Source organism: Colwellia sp. 5_MG-2023 (assembly GCF_030547795.1).
Taxonomy (GTDB): Bacteria; Pseudomonadota; Gammaproteobacteria; order Enterobacterales; family Alteromonadaceae; genus Colwellia.
The window spans coordinates 19,423-40,630 of record NZ_JAUOPW010000010.1 but is presented as its reverse complement, the minus strand read 5'-3'; the positions used below and the strand labels follow the sequence as shown (position 1 = coordinate 40,630).

The following is a 21,208-nucleotide window of genomic DNA, read 5'->3' as shown; positions in this document are numbered from 1 at the left end:
AAAAAAATCAACTAACAATTGAAATGCGACATCATGGTTAAACCATGCGGCAATAATCGATTTACTGAAAGCAAAGAGATAACACGAGACAAAAATAAGCTGAAAGGTTTAATTGCCTTTAATATTGTTTAGACTCAACAATTTGTTGTATAGCTGAGCTGTAATTACGACTTACTTTTAATTGAACGTCGTTACCTAAATCAAGAATGCCTTCGCTATTACGCATAGGCTTAATACTCTTAATATAGCTAACATTAACTAAAGTAGATTTGTGAATACGAGTGAATATCTTAGGATCTAACTGGCTTTCAAGCTTTTTCATAGTAATGCGTACAATATGTGTTTCATTATTTTCATGAATACACATGTAATCACCAGCAGCATCTATCCATTGTATGTCTTTAACAGGTAAAAACACTTTTTCATGATCGTTATTTTTAATCACTAATTCTTGTATGTAGAGAGAAGGTAATGGATTATCCGACTCCAACCAATCTTCTAGTTCAGACACTGAAAGGCCTGATGTCTCACCTAGTGCTTTAAGTAATTTGAATTTTTCTTTAGTCGAATCTTTCTCAGTATTATTTTCCGACTGACTAATGCTAACGCGTTGCATAATACGCTCAACTGTCTTTTGTAAACGCCCTAAATTAGCAGGTTTTAATACATAATCAATTGCGTTAAGTTCAAAAGCATCAATAGCGTATTCACCATAAGCGCTGACAAAAACAATCATGGGTAAAGTATCAGATTGTAATGCTTGTACAACCTCAATACCATTAAGACCAGGCAAACGTAAATCTAAAAACAATACATCAGGTGTTAAGGTATTGCACAAATGAATAGCTTGATCACCATCACTTGCTTCGGCAATGACTTTTAGTTGAGAGATTTTTTCTAATCGAAGACGAAGCCCTTCTATCGCAAGAGGTTCATCATCAACAATAATTGCCGTTAAAGGTTTTTCACTCATCTCTCAATTACTTCTTAAAAGGAATAGAAATTAACACGGTTGCTCCGCCATTTTCGCTGTTAGCAAGATTCACATCGAAGTCACCATTAAACATAGCATCTAATCGTGCTTTTGTATTCGTCATACCAATACCAAAACCTTCATTCAATTTTTTATTTAAACCTTGCCCGTCATCAATAACGTGTAACATTAATCTGTCATCAATAATTTGCGCTTGAATAATGATAGACCCGCCTTCTTTGCGCAACTCTATTGCATATTTAATCGCATTTTCCACCAAAGGTTGCAACAACATACTAGGTACTCGACAACCCAGAGCATTATTATCAATGGCAAGCTCGACATGTAAACGATCACCAAACCTGACTTTTTCGATAGATAGATATAAATCTAACAACTCCAACTCTTTTTGGAGGGTAGTTTTACTTTTGTCGTTTTTATCTAATGAATATCTAAAAAAATCACATAATTTGTCAAGCATTTCATTGGCTTTATCATTTTCGTTTTTATAAATAAGCGTAGAAATAGCATTCATGGTATTAAACATAAAATGAGGATTCAGTTGGTAACGCAACATTTCTAATTGTGCTTCTTTTGCCGATGTTTGTGCTCTAAGTAACATTTCATGTTCTTTTTGTAACTTGTTGTTATACAACATAATAAAAAATATTGCTGTCCATACAAACATAGTAGCTAATGAAAATAATAACCAACCACCAAATTCGAGTGTACTCCAAGACTCATTCCATTGTTGTTGATGCACAATAGCTTTGAATGTACTAAGTTTAATAATATTGTAAATTAATCCAAGTACTGCCGCCGCAGAAAAACTGAACAACAACATTTTATTCAACGGGAAGTGAGTAATACGGCGAATAAAACACCACTGCAAGTAAGACAGAAAGAAACCACTCATTGTTTCTACTAATAAATTAAGGATCTGTCCTGAAAAATTGAAATTTGGCTCAGAAATCTGAGGGCGAACGATTGCTAAAAAAACAAAAAGAGCATAGCCAAGCCAGCCAACAATTTGTAATGTCCAAAATTGATGACTTTGCTTGGAAAAAGCTTGAGATTCTGTTTCAAGAGAGGGATCTATTTCTGATTCATCCATGGGATTTAGTATATTAGTTCAAATTAGCGTTTCAATACTGCCCTACACTAGGTCATAATTGGCCTAACCACAATATAATAAATACCCAACAAAACAGAATTTTTTCGATAAGGCGTGTGTTTTTTGAGGTAACTCATTACTAACAAGCGATATTCAATTGAATTGCTATCGATAATTTAAGGAAGCTGTTGAATGTTTTCTGTTAAATAAGCAATTCTACTCGCCATTCCTTCGATAATAGCATCTTTACATTTATCTTTAATTTTTAGAGGTAAATCACGTAAAGCATCTTGATCTATACAAAGTATAATTGAGTCATCCACCGCTTTTGCTGATGCGCTTTTACGACTTTTATTGATAAAGCTACTTTCACCAATAAATTCTCCGACAGAAATATAACCCACTATATTATCGGTATTGTTTTTTGTAATAGCTATTTTACCCGATAATACAATATAAAAATTACTATTATGATCATCTTCAGTTTGCACAAACTTATCTTTATAACATTTGTAGCAAGCTGACGAGTTTAATAACAACTCGCGCTCTTGAAGCGTTAATCGTTTAAAAAAATTAATACGCGCAACAATTTCTAATAACTTTAAACGTGATATGTTTTTTAAGGGTAACATTAGCTCACATCTTGATGTAACAGGGCTTTAACCGCAAGTAAATCAACGAGCTTTTCATCAACCTTTAAATAAGCCACCGCATTATTACTTTCTTTATCGCCCATTTTAGCTTCATTTTGAACAAGTGTTGCTTCAATAATACCCGGCATACTAATCAAAATTTCAGAAATTTCTTCTACTTTTTCGGCAGTTTTAATATTAGTGATAAAACTAAAATTTTTAGATTTTTTAAGCTTCTGCATACCAAAGCTAACGGCTAACCAAATCAAGCTAAGTAGCGCCATAACTAAAAATATACTTTGTTCGCCATAACGACTCGCCACTAAACCACCAATAATACCACCAGCAAAAGCCCCTAAGAATTGACTGCTAGAATAAATCCCCATAGCACTACCTTTCACACCCGCTGGGGCAAGTCGAGATAAAATAGAAGGCATCGTTGCTTCTAAATAATTAAAAGCAGTGAAGAAAAGTACCACTGAAAAAACTAAACTCCAAAGCCCTGTAGGTAATAACCATAGTAAAAATAGCGCAACACTTAACAAAGCAACAGCGCCACTAAACATAGGCTTCTCCTGTTCTTTTTTCATGGCGATAATCATAAAGGGTACCATCAAAAAGAAAGAGCCTAGCAAGGTTGGTAAGTATAATTGCCAATGATTTTCTAGGGCTAAGCCACTGGCAACAAACTGCTTAGGTAAAGTGACAAAACAGGCTGTTAACGACATATGTAAAATAAATACCCCGCAGTTCAAACGTGACAACTGTGGGTTTTTAATTAACTTAGATATTTGTTCAGGTAAAGCAACATTATCACCACGAGGGGCTTTACTCACAGAATAAGGCACCATAAATTGGATCATCAACATAGCTAAAATAGTTAAAAAACCGGTAAACCAAAACAAGCCACTTAAACCAAAAGCCTCTGCCACTATAGGCCCCAAAATCATTGCAAAAGTGAAAGACAACCCGATAAACATACCAATTGTCGCCATTACTTTAGGCCGCTGTTCTTCTCTGCTTAAATCCGCTGCTAAGGCAAGAATGGCACTTGCAATAGCGCCCATACCTTGAATTGCTCGGCCAATAACAACGCCATAAATAGTAGTAGATAAAGCAGCAATAACACTGCCAATAAGAAACACCACCAGGCCCGCTAATATCACAGGTTTTCGGCCATATTTATCTGATAGCATACCCATTGGTATTTGAAATAATGCTTGCGTTAAACCATAAGCGCCAATAGCAAGACCTAACCATAATGGACTATAACCTGCTAACTGTTCACCATAAATAGCAAACACCGGCAAAATCATAAATAGCCCCAACATACGCACACCAAAAACACTGGCAAGTGAGAATGCAGCTCTTTTCTCAATACGGTTTAAACCTGAAACGCTCATGAAAATGTTTACCTAATAGGAAATAAAGGAAGAAATAAAAAACTGAAGTAGTTTAGCACGCTATTATCAGCAAAAAAACACTCGCTGAGACTACGCCTATTAAGAGTAAAAATAAAGTTTATATTAGTCAATATCGCTCTATACATCATTATGCTGAACTTAAAGCCACCATCTGAACTGGATTCATAATTTAAACCATGACACTGATCCCTCAATAAGATTCCGTATTAAGTAAACTACGCAATGACAACTTATTTATCACGCTGAACTTGATTTAAAATCTCACACGTTGCACTGCTCCTAAAATGCGACCGTATTAAGTGATCTACGCAATGACAGCTTATTTGTCAATCAACTGTCTATACTCAGACATATCTTCCTAAACAAGATCTAGAAGAATCACAAAATAAAAGCGTTTAATAACTGAACATCATTTTTCTTTATGTCCCTCTTTATGCCATAATGTTTCGCTGTAATTTTGACTATAAATTAATAGATAAAAAATGAAAAGTATTGAAGTAAGAGGCGCACGTACCCACAACCTAAAAAACATTAACTTAACTATCCCTCGTGATAAATTAGTGGTTATTACTGGGCTTTCCGGCTCAGGAAAATCATCACTGGCTTTCGATACTTTATACGCTGAAGGTCAACGTCGTTATGTTGAATCTTTGTCAGCCTATGCACGCCAGTTTTTATCGTTAATGGAAAAACCCGATGTCGATCACATCGAAGGTTTATCGCCAGCTATTTCTATTGAGCAAAAATCAACGTCACATAATCCCCGTTCTACAGTGGGTACCATCACTGAAATTTATGATTATTTACGTTTATTATATGCACGTGTGGGTGAACCGCGCTGTCCTACGCACAAACAACCTTTAGCAGCCCAAACCGTTTCCCAAATGGTAGATAGTGTTTTAGCACTTGAAGAAGGTACTAAAGTGATGTTGCTGGCGCCGGTATTGCAAGATCGTAAAGGTGAGCATGTTAAATTACTCGATAACCTAGCTGCACAAGGATTTATCCGTGCTCGAATTGATGGAGAAGTCTGTGACTTATCAGATCCGCCAACATTAGAGCTCCAGAAAAAACATACCATTGAAGTGGTGGTTGATCGTTTAAAAGTACGTCCAGATATTCAGTTACGCTTATCAGAATCGTTTGAAACAACACTTGCGTTAACATCCGGTACGGCAAAAATAGCCTTTATGGATGAGCCAGATAAAGAAGAGTTATTATTTTCAGCTAACTTTGCCTGTCCACATTGTGGTTATAGCATGCAAGAGCTGGAGCCGAGATTATTCTCCTTTAATAACCCTGCCGGTGCTTGCCAAACATGTGATGGCCTAGGTATAGAACAATTTTTTGATAGCAGCCGCATAATAGCAAACGAAGACTTAAGCCTTGCCGGTGGCGCTATACGTGGTTGGGATAAACGTAACTTTTATTATTTCCAAATGTTACAGGCCTTAGCTGAACACTATGATTTTTCAATCGACAAACCTTTTAAAACGTTAACCGAAGATTCCCGTAAAGCAATACTGTACGGTAGTGGTAAACAAGAAATTGAATTCAAATATATGAATGACCGTGGCGATGTAGTGCTACGTAAACATCCATTTGAAGGGATTATTAACAATATGCAACGCCGCTATAAAGAAACAGAGTCGAATGCGGTACGTGATGAGTTATCAAAGTATTTAAATAGTCAACATTGTCCTGACTGTAACGGAAGCCGTTTACGTTTAGAAGCTCGTAATGTTTTTATTGCTGATACCCCACTAACGGTTGTTGCTGAATATGCTATTGCTGATGCTCTTGAGTTTTTTCAAAATTTAAAATTAACAGGACAAAAAGAGCAAGTTGCAGAAAAGATTTTAAAAGAAATTAATGAACGTTTGGGCTTTTTGGTGAATGTTGGACTAAATTATTTAAATTTATCTCGCGGGGCAAATACTCTTTCAGGTGGAGAAGCACAACGTATTCGTTTAGCAAGCCAAATTGGTGCTGGCTTGGTTGGCGTAATGTATGTGCTCGACGAACCTTCAATTGGTTTACATCAACGAGACAACGAACGCTTATTAAGCACACTTATTCACTTACGCGATTTAGGTAATACAGTCATCGTTGTCGAACACGACGAAGATGCCATTCGTGCTGCCGACTTTGTCATCGATATCGGCCCTGGTGCTGGTGTTCATGGTGGAGAGATTATCGCTCAAGGTACGGTAGATGACATCTTAAAATGTAAGGGCTCACTTACCGGCAAGTACCTATCTGGTGTTGAGTGTATTGAAATCCCTAAAAAGCGCCATCCATTTGATAAGAAAAATGTCATTACACTAAAAGGTGCTAGCGGCAACAATTTAAAAAATGTTGATTTAGTGATCCCTAACGGACTGTTAACTTGTATTACTGGCGTTTCGGGATCAGGGAAGTCGACTCTCATTAACGATACTTTATACAAACTCGCTCATATTGAACTTAACGGTGCAACGCTCGATGAACCTGCCCCATATAAATCTATTAAGGGATTAGAGCATCTTGATAAAGTTATTGAGATTGATCAAAGCCCAATTGGTAGAACACCTCGCTCAAACCCTGCCACTTATACTGGTATATTTACTGCTATACGCGATATTTTTGCTGCGACACAAGAGTCTCGTTCTCGAGGATACAAATCAGGTCGTTTTAGCTTTAATGTTAAAGGCGGCCGTTGTGAAGCTTGCCAAGGTGATGGGCTAATTAAAGTAGAAATGCACTTTTTACCTGATGTTTATGTACCTTGTGATGTATGTAAAAGCATGCGTTATAACAGAGAAACACTAGAAGTCTTATATAAAGGTAAAAATATTCATGAAGTCTTAGATATGACAATTGAAGATGCTTTTGAGTTTTTCAATGCTATTCCAGCGATAAAACGTAAACTTAACACCTTACTTGATGTTGGTTTAGGTTATATAAAACTCGGGCAATCAGCAACGACACTTTCAGGTGGTGAGGCACAACGCGTTAAATTATCTAAAGAGCTATCGAAACGGGGCACAGGACAAACATTATATATATTGGATGAACCAACAACCGGTCTACACTTTCATGATATTAAGCAATTAATGCAGGTAATTCATCGCTTACGCGATGATGGTAATACTATTGTCGTGATAGAACATAATCTTGATGTGATTAAAACCGCTGATTGGATTGTCGATTTAGGTCCTGAAGGTGGTTCAGGTGGTGGTGAAATATTAGTAACTGGTACGCCAGAACAAGTAGCACAACATGAAGGTTCACATACTGCTCGCTTTTTAAAACCCTTATTAAGTTAACAATTAATACTTTTAAAAATACCCAATAGTCAAAGAAGGACGATAGTTTCCGCCCTCCTTTGACTATTGCTACACTATGCTAAATAACTTAAACCAATGAAATTAATGAAAATATCTTAAATCAAGTTCAAGCTAAATAACAAAAAATAAGCTTAAACCTTTCTTGCTAAATCAAAATTTACATAAAGAAAAACATCACGACAATCCCTAGGCTATTAAAGAGTATATGAATTGCAATGCTGTAACTAACATTGCCGGTTTTATAACGAGTAAAAGCTAATACTAATCCAAGCAGAAGTATGATGAAAAAAGTAATCATATTGTCATACTGAGTATGAATAATAGTGAAAATAATCGAGGTTGCAATCAATGCCCCCGTGTTACCTAACTTGGTTTGCGCTATTTTACTGTAAAGCCAACCGCGAAAAATCAACTCTTCCATAACAGGAACAACGAAACACACAGTAACTATCACTAATATAACGGCTATCACACTGTCACTGGCAGCTTTTACATCCAGCATAAACTGTTCAATGGGTACATTAAGCCAATCACCTACTAATGAAGACACTCCCCAGAACATAAAACCTACACCTAACCACATAAACAAATTTTTAGCTATTACAGGCTTTAGTGCCCAAAAATCAAAGCGTTCTCGCCAATTACTCGCCTGAGTTGCTGCGTTCAATAATGGTATAGTCATAATCGGTGCAATTAGCGTCATCACTAACAAAGTCAATACAGAAGTCATCTTGGCATCAATAGCTTCGTCACTAAAACCAGCATCTTGAACCCCGTAAAAAATTCCTAAGCCCAAAAACATCAATATTTGAGGGACAAAAAGTAATACAGCTAACCACAACAGTACTTTAATTAGACTTGAATTAGGCTTAACAGTTTCTACATCAGTTTTTTCAGTAAGAGTGTCCATATCTAGAGGCATGTTAACGATTCCTTTTTAATTTATTCATTCCATTTGATATCGAACTATTTATTTTAGAAAAGATTAAAATTTTACTCACATTTAAATATTCGACAGAATAAAGATAGCAAAATAAAATAATCTCATCCATCTTCCCAATAACTATTAAGAACACTCTTAACCCATTGATTCAATAAATAGGCATACCTTACAATACACAACTAACAAATACAGGTGCTTCATCATGATAATTAAAAACTCTGCACGCTTAAGCTTCCGCCTTATGGAATCACAAGATGCACAATTGTTATGGCAACTAGATCAAGATCCAGAAGTTATGCATTTTCTTAATGGTGGACAACCTACTAGCATGACAACCATTAACGAGGTTTTTATACCACGTATGAATGCTTATAGAGATTCAGAAAAAGGCTTTGGTCTTTGGCACGTTTCTGACAAAAATAGTCGAGAATATTTTGGCTGGATATTAGCCAGGCCAATGGATTTCTTTAGCGATAAACCTGACTTAGCTGATATTGAATTGGGTTGGCGTTTTTTCAAAAAAACATGGGGGAAAGGCTATGCGACTGAAGCAGCTACAGCCATTAAAAATTCCTTAGCTACACAGGCTAATATACAGTCTTTTTCAGCTTTAGCTTTGGAAGATAATATCGCCTCTATAGCAGTGATGAAAAAAATGGGTATGCGCTTTAAAAAAAAATACGATCATCACACCCCTTTGGGCAACTTTATCGCTGTACACTACCAAATGGCGATAAAATAGCTTACTCTGGTATTTATCATAATAACGATAAGGGCTAAGCTACTGAAAACTTCAACTAATAATCAATATATGGAAAAAAATTATCCCAATATTTTAATTTATTTACTCGCCTTTACCAGCGGCTTCTCAATCATGGGTATAGAGTTGTTAGGTGGCAGAATTTTAGCACCATTTTTTGGTAGTTCGGTGCATATTTGGGGCAGTATTATTACCGTCTTTATGCTGAGCTTATCCTTAGGTTATTTACTTGGAGGTAAGCTTTCAACACGCTCTCCTTCACTTTCAATATATGGCCAAATCTTCTTTATTGCGGCCATCATGGTGTTACCTATTGCTTTGTTTGGTCAATGGTTAATGGAAACTGTTTTTCTCAATGTAGAAGATTCTCGTTACGGCTCTTTATTAGCATCTATGGTACTCTTTTTTATCCCCACGGTTATCCTTGGTATGCTATCCCCTTACTCTGTGCGTCTGTTAGTCACCAACTCTGATGAAAGTGGTCAGGTGGCGGGCAAGCTTTATTTTGTATCAACCTTAGGTAGCGCATTAGGTACTATTGTTACCTCTTTCTACCTAATTTTATGGTTTGATATTAACACCATTATTTATAGCTTTAGCGGTATTCTTGCGAGCTTAGGTTTATTGGCTATTCTTGTCCATAAATTACAGCCATCAACTAAAATTGAGAACAATTATGCTTAAATCTATTACTTCATTGCTATTATTAGGATTATTAATGACTAGCACCTTAGTTAAAGCAGAAGTCATACACCAAGAGCGCTCGCTTTATCGTAATATTTTGGTCGAAGATAATAACGATTTACGCTGTTTAAAATTTAATACCAGAAGCACGCAAACTCAACAAAGTTGTTTTTTAAAAAGCCAACCTGATCACCTAGTCTTTAATTATACTAAATTATTAATGGCGAGCTTATTGTTTAATACTCAGCCAAAGCGCATTTTAATTGTTGGCTTAGGTGGAGGTACTATGTCAAACACCTTGGCACAACTTTACCCGCAAAGTGAAATTAATAATATAGAAATTGATCCCGCTGTAATCAAAGTAGCACGTGATTATTTTGGCTTTTTAGAGAATAACAAAATAAAAACTTATGCCCAAGACGGCCGTATTTTTATTAAACGTGCCCTACTCAAAAAAGAAAGTTATGACTGGATAATTCTTGATGCTTTTAACGGTGACTATATTCCTGAACATTTAATGACAAAGGAATTTTTACAGGAGGCTAAAGCATTATTAAGCGATAACGGCATATTAAGCGCCAATACTTTTTCATTAAGTAAACTTTACGCTCATGAATCTGCAACTTATAAAGCTGTGTTCGGTGATTTTTATCAAGTCACCAATAACGCTAATTCAAATCGCATTATTGTGGTAAGTAAAAATGGCTTTTCTAACAATCGTATTAACAATAGCCTAAATAAACAGAATGTCGACAAACTTGATAAAACCTTATCCTACTATGGTGTTGATATTCCGTTACTTTATCGAAAAATGATCAACACTAAAAACAATCAAGACTGGCCAAATGATACACGAGTACTCACCGATCAATTCTCTCCTGCCAACTTATTAAATGTAAAGTAGCTATAAAACTAGCCGAAAGTCTAATTGGTTTATTTTGTCGACACTTCTATAGTGTCGGTATAAATAAAAACTTACGTAGGACAGATCATGAACTTTGCAGACCAACAAGAAGAGGCAGTTAAATCAACAAAAGCTTACTGGGAAAAGCAATCAAGGCTTGTTTCTTGGTTTACAAACCCCAAAACAATATTGTCGACAAATGATAATGACTGGACTGATTGGTTTGCCGATGGAGAGCTTAACACTAGTTACCTTGCCCTTGATTACCACGTAGAGCAAGGTCGTGGCGATCAAGTGGCCCTTATTTATGACTCTCCTGTAACAAAGACTAAACAAAAATTCACTTACTCAGAGCTAACAGAGCTAGTTGCAAAATTTGCCAGTGTACTGCAAAGTCTGCAGGTAAAAAAAGGCGACCGTGTTCTTATTTATATGCCAATGATTCCTCAAGCGGCTATTGCAATGCTCGCTTGCGCCAGAATTGGTGCTATTCACTCTGTGGTATTTGGTGGCTTTGCCGCAAAAGAGTTAGCAGTACGAATTGACGATGCAGAGCCCAAAGTCGTTGTAAGTGCTAGCTGTGGTATTGAAATTGAGAAAGTAATACCTTACAAACCCTTGCTTGATAACGCGATTGAACTAGCACAACATAAGCCAAGTAGTTGTATTATTTACCAAAGAGAACAGTTGAGTGCACCAATGATTGCTGAACGCGACTATAATTGGCAGACACTTATGGAAACTGCAAACGCCATTGCACCTGTAAAACTTAAAAGCACTGATCCTCTCTATATCCTTTATACGTCTGGCACCACTGGTAAGCCTAAGGGTGTTGTTAGAGATAATGGCGGGCATGCCGTTGCTATGCTTTACAGTATGAAAAATATTTACGGCATGAACACCGGAGATACCTTCTGGGCTGCTTCAGATGTTGGTTGGGTTGTTGGTCATTCATATATTGTCTATGCCCCATTAATGGCTGGTTGTAGCACTATTCTTTATGAAGGAAAACCAATTAAAACACCTGATGCAGGAGCTTTTTGGCGCGTATGTGAAGAGTATAAGGTTAACGCTCTTTTTAGTGCACCAACCGCTTTTCGTGCTATTGCTAAAGAAGATCCTGATGGCGCATTAATGAATGACTATGATTTATCACATTTACAGCGCCTCTACCTTGCTGGAGAACGCCTCGACCCTGCAACTTACCATTGGTTAAGCGATAAATCTCAACTGCCTGTTATTGATCATTGGTGGCAAACAGAAACAGGTTGGGCAATCGCTAGCACACCATTTACCGATGAAAACTGCACAGAATTAATGCCAACAAAAGCAGGCTCTGCCGGCTTCCCTGTGCCAGGGTTTAATGTGGAAATTTTAGATGTTTACGGCAAAGCACTTCATGCTAACCAACAAGGTACTGTCGCAATAAAACTGCCAATGCCACCGGGTTGTTTAGCTGCTATATATCAAGATGAAGAGCGTTTTAAATCAAGCTACTTATCAACACACCCTGGCTATTATGTTACGGGTGATGGTGGTTATATAGATGATTCAGGCTATTTATTTATTATGGGCCGAACAGACGATGTTATTAATGTTGCAGGCCATAGACTATCAACAGGTGAAATGGAAGAGGTTTTGTCTGGTCATAATGCCGTTGCTGAATGTGCCGTTATCGGCATTAATGATACATTAAAAGGGCAAGTACCTTTTGGTCTTGTCGTTATTAAAAATGGAATTGAGGAAAGTGATGACAGCCTATGCGCTGCATTGAAAGATAAAGTCCGAGCAGAAATAGGCGCTATAGCGTCTTTAAAAGGATTGATCATTGTTGAGCGTCTTCCTAAAACACGTTCAGGAAAAATATTACGTAAAACATTAAGACAGATGATTGATGGTCAAACACTTGAAATCCCATCGACTATTGATGATCCGCAAGTATTAGACGAGTTATCATTAAGACTAGTAGGTATTGGGAATTAGTTAATATAGATAACTTACTCTTATATAAAATTAATGACTTACCCATCTAGCAGACAAAGCTTGTGATCAAAAAAAAAGCTTAATATCGAGCCAGCTGGGTAAGTCATTCAATAAACAAAATAACACCCACTCTCAATAATGAAAGCTTAATGCTAGCTTTCATACTGTACGTCATTTCAACACTAATAATTTATTACTTAAAAACAGCAGTTCGTACTTAGGTAATAGTCGATCGATAAAAATAAATTAGATAAGCATACCTTTTTGAGCAGAGTGGCTGATATCAAACCTTCCATTGCAAAGTAGCATTGTAAACCTTGAAATTTATCCTTACATTAATAAGTAACACAACCATTGTAAATAGAAATCATTTGCATTAACATTTAGCCTTGTAATTAATAACTGCAATAAATATTTTAGTCTACTATGCAAATTTCACCGCCTTCTCATAGCCCTTCAGCTACTCAGCTGCTAGAACAAAAAATTCGTACTGGCACAGAGCCTGATAATATTATGTTACTAAAACTATGGTTAAGTATTGGCCAAAGTGACAACTTATCAACTAAGCTATTACGCGAGCGATATACTGCACAATTCTATTTATTGTTAGAAACTATAGTAGATGATTTAGTACCACGTCATTGGCGCTGCACATGCCTAGACAATATTTATCTTCCTCTTAGCTCACTGAAAAAGATAGCGAATGATGATAAATCAGAACAACATCTACAACACCTATTTAATGAACTGGCTATTTCTACACATTATGTAGAAAGAAGCCTATCTTCTTATTAACGATGGAGTCACCATGGAAAAGTTTCGTATTGAAAAAGATAGTATGGGAGAGCTACAAGTTCCTGAAAATGCACTATACGCCGCCCAAACACAACGTGCGATTAATAACTTCCCTATCAGCGGTCAGCAAATGCCGAAAGCGTTTGTGAAGGCACTATTACTTGCAAAATATTCGGCAGCAAAGGCAAATGGTGAATTAGAACAGATACCTCTACCAATGAGCGATGCAATTTGCCAAGCCGTTGATACACTATTAGCTGAAAATTTTATGCAACACTTCCCTGTTGATGTATTCCAAACAGGCTCTGGTACTAGCTCAAATATGAATGCAAATGAAGTGTTAGCTACACTGGCCACGAAGAACTTTGGTGACAATGTAGGTGCAAATGATCATATTAATTATGGACAAAGTAGTAACGATATTATTCCAACAACCATCCATATTAGTGCAGCGCTGGAAGTAGAAAATAAACTATTACCAGCATTGTGCTATTTACGTGATGCAATTAATAATAAGGCCGATGAAGTCAGCCACTTTATTAAAACTGGTCGTACGCATTTAATGGATGCAATGCCAGTAAGCATGGCACAAACCCTTCATGCATGGGCAGATCAAATACAGCAAAATATTGAACATATTCAAAGAATTCAACCTAGCTTACAAACATTAGCACAAGGTGGTACAGCAGTAGGAACAGGCATTAACGCGCACCCCGAATTTGCGACCACTTTTAATAACGCTTTATCAAAGAAAACGGGGATTAAGTTCAAACCTGCAAAAAATTTCTTTACTCATATCGGCTCACAAGATATTGCGGTAACACTGTCTGGCCAATTAAAAGCTATCGCAGTAACTATGATGAAAATTGCTAATGATTTACGTTGGATGAACTCAGGCCCCTTAGCTGGTTTAGGAGAAATAGAGCTAGAAGCATTACAACCAGGGTCATCAATCATGCCTGGTAAAGTTAATCCTGTTATTCCAGAAGCTGCAACTATGGTAGCTGCACAAGTGATAGGTAATGACACCACGGTCACAATAGCTGGGCAGTCAGGTAACTTTGAACTGAATGTTATGCTACCCCTTGTTGCCAAAAACCTCTTAGAAAGTATAGAGCTACTCAGTAATATTAGCCATTTGATGGCAGATAAGGCGATAACTACCTTTAGGGTGAATGAGACAAAACTTTCAGAAGCGCTTGCTCGCAACCCCATTCTGGTTACAGCATTAAATCCAATTATAGGTTATTTGAAAGCGGCTGAAATTGCCAAGCTGGCCTATAAAGAAGGACGACCAATTATTGATGTTGCGGCTGAAAATACAGAGCTAAGTCGTGACGAACTAACTCGCCTGTTAGACCCTGCTAATTTAACGAAAGGTGGTATTCAAGGTTAATTTATACAGGAATGATCTAAGCGACTCATAAATAATGATAAAAAGACCTAACATTTACCTGTTGGGTCTTTCTTTATGGAAGCGATTTACCTTGGTTAATTACTGCTAAACAGTTATAAAATTTCAACTAATAACTTATTTTGATAGTAAAATTTATAGCTCACTACGCTTATTTTATTAAATCGCTGTATGTCTTTTTCGCTTTCACTTTCGCAACATTTTCTGTCGCTGTTTTGCTTGAACCACTGACCGCTTGATTAATCTCATCCATTTCAGCTGCCGTTAAATCACGCCATTGGCCCGATTTTAAATTACCTAACTCAACATTCATAATACGTGAACGTTTTAGCTTCTTAACTTCATAGCCTAAATATTCACACATACGACGAATTTGACGATTTAATCCTTGTGTTAAAATAATAGTAAACACAAAACGACTTTTTACGCGCACAATACAAGGCTTAGTTATAGTACCTAAAATTGGCACACCTCGAGACATTCGCTCAACAAAACGCTCACTGATCGGTTTGTCTACGGTGACAATATATTCTTTATCATGTGCATTTTCCGCACGGAGTATTTTATTAACAATATCGCCATCACTTGTTAAAAAAATTAACCCTTCTGATGGCTTATCTAAGCGACCGATAGGAAAAATACGCTCTTTGTGACCTATGGCATCGATAATATTGCCACGTACGTGCGCCTCTGAAGTACAAGTAATGCCGATAGGCTTATTGTAAGCAATATAAATACGATCTGACTTATTTTTAGCACTAGCAGAAATTAACTTACCATCAACTTTGACTTCATCACCTGCCTGAACTTTAGTCCCCAATTCTGGTAACTTGCCATTAATAGTTACGCGATTAGTTTCAATTAATTTATCTGCACCACGGCGAGAGCAAAAACCAGACTCACTAATATATTTATTTAAACGTTTTCCAGTCGTTGAACTAGTAGATGTTAAGTTATCAGTCATTAAATTGTTGGCCATTGTCTTTTAAAATATATTAAATTAATTTAGTATCGGAATTCGGTATTATACTAAATCCCGATACTAAAACCCAATAGTATAACGATCACCTAAAGCGAGACCTATCATGTTAATTTTTGCTCATCGTGGTGCTAGTGGTACAGAGCCTGAAAATACATTACGCGCAATTCAGGCAGCACTTGATATGGATGTTGCCGGCATTGAAATCGATATACATGAAGTAGATAACACACTCTATGTTATTCATGATCGATGGCTAAATCGCACGACCTCAGGAACAGGAAAAATATATCAACATACTATTCAATATTTACAAGGTTTAGATGCTGGATTAGGCGAAAAAATTCCGACGCTGGATGAAGTGTTATTATTAGTTGCCGGAAAATGCATTATTAATATAGAGCTTAAAGGTATTAGCAACATAGAATTACTGTTTTCCTATCTTGATAATGCACTAGAGAATTCAGCATTAACTGTCGATAATATTTTACTGTCTTCGTTTAATCATCATTTACTTTATCACATTAATCAACAACGACCAGAATTTGCTATTGGCGCTCTCACGAGTTGTATTCCTCTAGAATACGCAAAATTTGCAACACAACTTAATGCCTATTCAATTCATGCTAGTGTTAACTTTATTAATCAAGCGTTAGTAAATGACGCACACAAGCGTGGTTTAAAAGTATTTGTTTATACGGTTGATGAACTCGATGATATTGACGAGATGCAAGCACTAGGTGTTGATGGTATTTTTTCTAACTTTCCCACCAGAACAAAAGGTGTATCACCTTTTTAAATGATGACATAAGTTATCATCACTAATAATTAAAAACACCTTAAACCACGTTCAGATTAACTAGAAAAAGTAACGTGCAGATAATTGAATTTGCTTTTCAATCAAGTTGGTTGAATTATCTAAATATGTACGGGCAGGTCTTTGGCTATCTATATAATTAAACTCTGCCGCTATAAACCAATGACTGCTAAAACGATAAGTATGATTTAAAGTAAATGCTTGGCCGTTTTCGTTATTATTATCTCCCACAGTATCATCATTATCTGTCACAGAAAAATCTTCTAATCGTACAGTACTCTTATGTTTTCTGTTTCCTACAATATCTTGCCATTTATATGTTAGTGAGACAAAGCCATTACTGTAATCATTATTGACAACATCCACTCCAGGACTACTTTGCATTAAAGTGTCGCCAGACAAATATTGTGAAACAAGCATAAGATTTTTTGAAACATGCCAACTCATACCTAAATGATAAAAACGCGTGCGCCAACCATATTGTCCGTTAACAACATCATAAGGTGTCGCTTTATTATTATAGTAACCGGCTGACAGCGCAATTTTTTTATGTAAAGACCATTCACCTCTAAGGTGATAGCCAATATCATCATCAATCTCTAAAAATGGCTTAGACTTATCCGCTTGTGCTGAAAGCTCTTCTCCTTCGGCTAGTGCTGGTAACCAAGGAAAAGCCCTAGCTTCTCCCCATAATGTTTGCCGACTACTAGTAGTCCAACCATGCCAAGCAAGTAAAGCACCTGAAGGGTCATTATTAACAAAAGCGGTTGCAGAGAAAGACAAATCATAGGCATCATGATTTATTCGCCCTAAGCGTGTAATTTTAAATTCAGAGCCTAGTACACGTATTTCTTCACCAATCCAAGTATTTAAAGAAGACGAATTAAGGGTATCTTTACTTGCCCATGCAAACGCATTATTTTCTAATGATATTTCAGGGTAAAAAATTCCCCCTTTAACTTGTACACGATAGCCAGCTGCATTAGGCAAACTACGATATTTAACATAGGCTTCGGTAATTCCAACTGCGCTATCTTCCTGATCTAAGAAACTATTTAAAACACCATGAACACTCAAGCCATTATCCCATTGCGCACTAATGTCCATTCCCGCTTGAGCGACATAAAGTTGTTGTCCATCACTTACGCCAAACTTTCCTTGCCCGCCAGCAACATAACCATTATCTAAAGAATCGCTACTGCTAACCCTAAGATCGACGATGCCATGAAATTTATACTCAGCCGCTTCACTTAATTGCACAAAACACAATAAAAGTAAGCTGATATAACGATAAAAAAGAGTAGTCAGCTTAATCACGTATTAGTCTCATTATTAGTTATTGGCGCTTTAGGCTTTTTCTGTTCTAACAGCCAAGTTGTTAATTCATTCGCAGGCTTTGGCTTACTAATATAATATCCTTGTGCCAACTCACAACCATGTTCAGCTAACCAATTCAGAGAAAACTCATCCTCAATACCTTCTGCAACGACATAGAGCCCCATATTATGAGCTAACTCAATTGTTGAACGGACGATAATTTGATCATCTAAGTCATGCTCAAGTCGTTGTACAAAAGATTTGTCTATTTTTAATTCATGTACCGGTAACTGCTTTAATTGTGCCAAAGATGAATAACCTGTGCCGTAATCATCAATTGAAATTTTAAAACCATGTTCTTTAAATGCACTTAATAACTTGATTGCTGATTCAGGGTTATCAACAACCGAGCTTTCTGTCACTTCAAGTGTGACTTTCTCTGGAGGTACATTGGCGTTCATTAATGACTGACATATAAATTGATGAAAATCAGCTTCTTTTAAATTTTCTGCTGAAATATTTATCGCCACATTCAATTCAAGATCTAATGTTTTCCATGTATTAAATTGAGCTAAAGCCGTCGTAAAAACCCAACGAGTTAATGCTTTAATTTGTCCTGTTTGTTCGGCAATATGGATGAAATCATCAGGAGGCACCATACCTAAATGAGGGTGTTGCCAACGAACAAGCGCCTCCACATGCGTGATTACTCTAGATTTCAAGTTCATTTTAGGTTGAAAGTGCAATTCAAGCTCACCTGCAGGAATTGCTTGCTTTAAATCGTTAATTAAATTTAAACGCTCAACGGTATTCACATCTAGATCAGATTGATAGACCTGTACCAACTTACCGGTATCACGCGTGTGATGTAATGCAGTGTCGGCCATTTGTACTAATGTTTTTGCATCATTAGAATGTTCGGGTGATGCAGCAATCCCCATACGAGCTTGCAATTGTAGACTGATACCTTGGTAATCAAATGTTGACTCTAACGCTGCTTGTATTTTAGCGACAATAGTATCTAAGTCTAAGTCGGTAACAAGCAAGATAAACTCATCAGCTCCTAAATGCACCAAATTTTTAAATTGATTTGTTTCACATAACAATTGTAAACGACAAGCGAATTCTTTAATCACTTCGTCACCAACATCATGCCCTAAAGTATCATTCACATCTTTTAAACGACTTAAGTTTAAATGTAATAAAACAAAAGCTTGTTGTTGTTCTGTATATTTTTTTAATATTTTTTTAAGTACATTTCGATTAGGTAGGCCAGTTAAGGAATCATGATTACCGTGGTGCTTAATTGCTTCTTCACGTTGTAATACCGCTGTCTGCATATGATTAAATTCGTCAGCCAACTGTCCTATTTCGTTATTATCGTTTAATGTTACTGTTTGTTGATAATCACCACTAGCAATAACTTTAGCTTGAGCAACTAAGCGCTTAATAGGCCGACTAATTGATGCTGCAATAAAATACGCACTGGTTAATGATACGAACAAAGTTAAGGCTGCCAGTATTAAAAATCGCCACCACTGCTCTTGTAGTAAAGCGACAAAATTAGCACGCAGGCCATACATCACCACACCAACTTCTTGCTCATCAAACTCAGTAATTAATGAATGAGTTGCAATATATTTTTCCGGGATAATTCCTTGAATCATTCTTTCAGCTAATGCTAACTCTTCAGAAGATTCCTCATCATTAGTAGAAGAAGCAATTAAGCGCCACTGACCGTTATCTTTAACAATAAAGTCTGTACTTAAGTTAGTTATATTCATAAATTCGATAGCTAATCGTTGATCTATTTGAAAACCAAAAGCAACCCAACCTAAAGTCTTTGTGCCAACGGTAACCGGAGACAAACTGACTTGATAAAGGTCTTCATCTATTGTGTATAAATGTGAAGATTGCCCTGAATCAAACCACTGTGTAAAACGAAATGCTGTACCACTTTCTACACCCTGCTGTATTTTATTACGTTCATCATCAAGAAAATGTCGTTGTAGTTGCCCTGTAACAACGCCATCAGCTGAAATCGTCATCGCTAAATCAGCATCAATACGTTTTCTATGGTTGTTTAACGCAACTAATAAACTACGTGTATCATCATTAAAAACTTCTTTTAGCCCATAATCTTTCGCAGCTGTTTCTGCAAACGCCACAAGATATTCAGAACGGCGCTCAAATAATTCAGTAAAAATAGTTTTTGCCGTGGTTAGGCGATTATTAATTTCAGCGGCTTCTTGATTTTTATTACCACTGTATAAAGTCCAAAAAGCTATTGCTTGAACCATAAGTAATAACAATACGAAAAATAAAAATATTTTATTTTGTAGGCTTCTCACTGGCTAATGTCCTTCATTATTCATAGTCTGACAAAAAATCAAAATCATCATCACTTTCTTGTAAAGGTATTCCAGCCATTTCATTCTTTAATTTAAACGAAAACTGTGAATGCGGTAAAACACTTGCTTCTTGAATCATACGATTATCGGTACTTTTCATTTGCGGATGCCAAACAACAATTTTATATTTTCCTAATTCAGTAATATCAAAATAAGCATACCCTTGCGTATTTGTTTTGGCAAAATAAGGAGTATTAACGACTAACAAATATCCACTCATCCAATCATGAATATTACAGCCCATAGCAACTTCAGCAGGCTGATTAAATTCAACCGAAGCATTGGTTTCTCCTGATTTAATTTTAAATGAAAACTTATTTTCACTTCCTGCTGAATATATATGGTGAGTTATATCATCTTTATTGACAAAATTAACATCAGAATTGACTTGAGAAACGCTAATATAAGGAGAAAAGGCTCTGCCTTCTTGATTAATGACTAAATGCTCTAGGTTCGGTTCTAACAATTGTCCATCAAGGGGTTCAAGGTATACAACAAGGTCTTTTAATGCTTGCCCAGTATTACTTTCAACCAAAATTTGCACACAATTTTTGTTCGAACTAGCATCGTTACAACGATTTTCACTGTAGCCTTTGGTAGATAGCAATGCTAGCCCCAACAACAGAAATAACTTAATACTCTTATTATTCAAGGAAGTACCTTAGTATAAATTAATTGAACCTATTATATTAAGTGTATACCAAAAAGGTCAGGTTACGAATAGTTCTT

Annotated in this window: 17 protein-coding genes; 8 read left to right on the top strand and 9 right to left on the bottom strand. The window is 36.5% G+C overall.

Going from position 1 to position 21,208, the window contains the following annotated elements; all coding sequences use genetic code 11:
• Window positions 1-118: 118 nt before the first annotated feature.
• The 4 genes from Q4496_RS09050 to Q4496_RS09035 form a co-directional block, all read right to left on the bottom strand.
• On the bottom strand, window positions 119-973 hold the full coding sequence (locus Q4496_RS09050) for a LytTR family DNA-binding domain-containing protein (protein WP_303610311.1): 855 nt from the start codon (window positions 971-973) through the stop codon (window positions 119-121).
• 7 nt (window positions 974-980) lie between these two features.
• A complete protein-coding gene (locus Q4496_RS09045) occupies window positions 981-2,087 on the bottom strand; it encodes a sensor histidine kinase (RefSeq protein WP_215974212.1) in 1,107 nt (368 codons plus the stop codon).
• Window positions 2,088-2,263: 176 nt separating this feature from the next.
• Window positions 2,264-2,719 carry a cyclic nucleotide-binding domain-containing protein gene (locus Q4496_RS09040; RefSeq protein WP_215974211.1) on the bottom strand — a complete coding sequence of 152 codons (456 nt, stop codon included), beginning with the start codon at window positions 2,717-2,719 and terminating at the stop codon, window positions 2,264-2,266.
• Complete coding sequence (locus Q4496_RS09035; protein ID WP_303610310.1) at window positions 2,719-4,122, bottom strand: MFS transporter; 1,404 nt, start codon at window positions 4,120-4,122, stop codon at window positions 2,719-2,721. Before Q4496_RS09035 ends, Q4496_RS09040 begins: the two co-directional genes overlap by 1 nt.
• Before the next feature lie 503 nt (window positions 4,123-4,625).
• On the opposite strand from Q4496_RS09035, the gene uvrA reads away from it, so the two are divergent.
• Entirely contained in the window at window positions 4,626-7,451 is a 2,826-nt protein-coding gene (gene uvrA, locus Q4496_RS09030; RefSeq protein WP_303610309.1) for an excinuclease ABC subunit UvrA, read from the top strand.
• Window positions 7,452-7,629: 178 nt separating this feature from the next.
• Here the strand turns inward: uvrA and Q4496_RS09025 are convergent, their stop codons facing one another.
• Window positions 7,630-8,394 carry a CPBP family intramembrane glutamic endopeptidase gene (locus Q4496_RS09025; RefSeq protein WP_215974208.1) on the bottom strand — a complete coding sequence of 255 codons (765 nt, stop codon included), beginning with the start codon at window positions 8,392-8,394 and terminating at the stop codon, window positions 7,630-7,632.
• Between the two features lie 223 nt (window positions 8,395-8,617).
• Between Q4496_RS09025 and Q4496_RS09020 the strand changes: the two genes are divergently transcribed.
• From Q4496_RS09020 to Q4496_RS08995, 6 genes are all read left to right on the top strand, one after another.
• Window positions 8,618-9,157, top strand: a complete 540-nt coding sequence (locus Q4496_RS09020) for a GNAT family N-acetyltransferase (protein WP_303610308.1) — start codon at window positions 8,618-8,620, stop codon at window positions 9,155-9,157.
• A 69-nt stretch (window positions 9,158-9,226) separates the two neighbouring features.
• Window positions 9,227-9,859 carry a fused MFS/spermidine synthase gene (locus tag Q4496_RS09015; protein ID WP_215974206.1) on the top strand — a complete coding sequence of 211 codons (633 nt, stop codon included), beginning with the start codon at window positions 9,227-9,229 and terminating at the stop codon, window positions 9,857-9,859.
• Between the two features lie 34 nt (window positions 9,860-9,893).
• Window positions 9,894-10,763: a spermidine synthase gene (locus Q4496_RS09010; protein ID WP_303610307.1), complete on the top strand. Its 870-nt coding sequence runs from the start codon at window positions 9,894-9,896 to the stop codon at window positions 10,761-10,763.
• 87 nt (window positions 10,764-10,850) lie between these two features.
• Window positions 10,851-12,746 (top strand): AMP-binding protein, encoded by a 1,896-nt coding sequence (locus tag Q4496_RS09005; RefSeq protein WP_303610306.1) that lies wholly within the window; start codon window positions 10,851-10,853, stop codon window positions 12,744-12,746.
• A gap of 426 nt (window positions 12,747-13,172) precedes the next feature.
• The gene (locus Q4496_RS09000; protein WP_159817339.1) at window positions 13,173-13,541 is read left to right on the top strand and encodes a hypothetical protein; all 369 of its coding nucleotides are present in this window, start codon (window positions 13,173-13,175) and stop codon (window positions 13,539-13,541) included.
• Between the two features lie 13 nt (window positions 13,542-13,554).
• Window positions 13,555-14,937 carry a lyase family protein gene (locus Q4496_RS08995; protein WP_303610305.1) on the top strand — a complete coding sequence of 461 codons (1,383 nt, stop codon included), beginning with the start codon at window positions 13,555-13,557 and terminating at the stop codon, window positions 14,935-14,937.
• A 169-nt stretch (window positions 14,938-15,106) separates the two neighbouring features.
• Here Q4496_RS08995 and rluF read toward each other — a convergent pair whose 3' ends face one another.
• Window positions 15,107-15,919: a 23S rRNA pseudouridine(2604) synthase RluF gene (rluF, locus tag Q4496_RS08990; RefSeq protein ID WP_215974201.1), complete on the bottom strand. Its 813-nt coding sequence runs from the start codon at window positions 15,917-15,919 to the stop codon at window positions 15,107-15,109.
• A 121-nt stretch (window positions 15,920-16,040) separates the two neighbouring features.
• On the opposite strand from rluF, the gene Q4496_RS08985 reads away from it, so the two are divergent.
• Window positions 16,041-16,733, top strand: a complete 693-nt coding sequence (locus Q4496_RS08985) for a glycerophosphodiester phosphodiesterase family protein (RefSeq protein ID WP_303610304.1) — start codon at window positions 16,041-16,043, stop codon at window positions 16,731-16,733.
• Window positions 16,734-16,793: 60 nt separating this feature from the next.
• Here the strand turns inward: Q4496_RS08985 and Q4496_RS08980 are convergent, their stop codons facing one another.
• Genes Q4496_RS08980 through Q4496_RS08970 form a run of 3 tightly spaced genes read right to left on the bottom strand, consistent with a single transcriptional unit; the run spans window position 16,794 to window position 21,131 of the window.
• Window positions 16,794-18,068: a hypothetical protein gene (locus Q4496_RS08980; protein ID WP_303610303.1), complete on the bottom strand. Its 1,275-nt coding sequence runs from the start codon at window positions 18,066-18,068 to the stop codon at window positions 16,794-16,796.
• Window positions 18,065-20,419 carry an EAL domain-containing protein gene (locus tag Q4496_RS08975; RefSeq protein WP_215974199.1) on the bottom strand — a complete coding sequence of 785 codons (2,355 nt, stop codon included), beginning with the start codon at window positions 20,417-20,419 and terminating at the stop codon, window positions 18,065-18,067. The genes Q4496_RS08980 and Q4496_RS08975 overlap by 4 nt, the downstream gene beginning before the upstream one ends.
• A gap of 16 nt (window positions 20,420-20,435) precedes the next feature.
• A complete protein-coding gene (locus tag Q4496_RS08970; protein WP_215974198.1) occupies window positions 20,436-21,131 on the bottom strand; it encodes a hypothetical protein in 696 nt (231 codons plus the stop codon).
• Window positions 21,132-21,208: the final 77 nt, after the last annotated feature.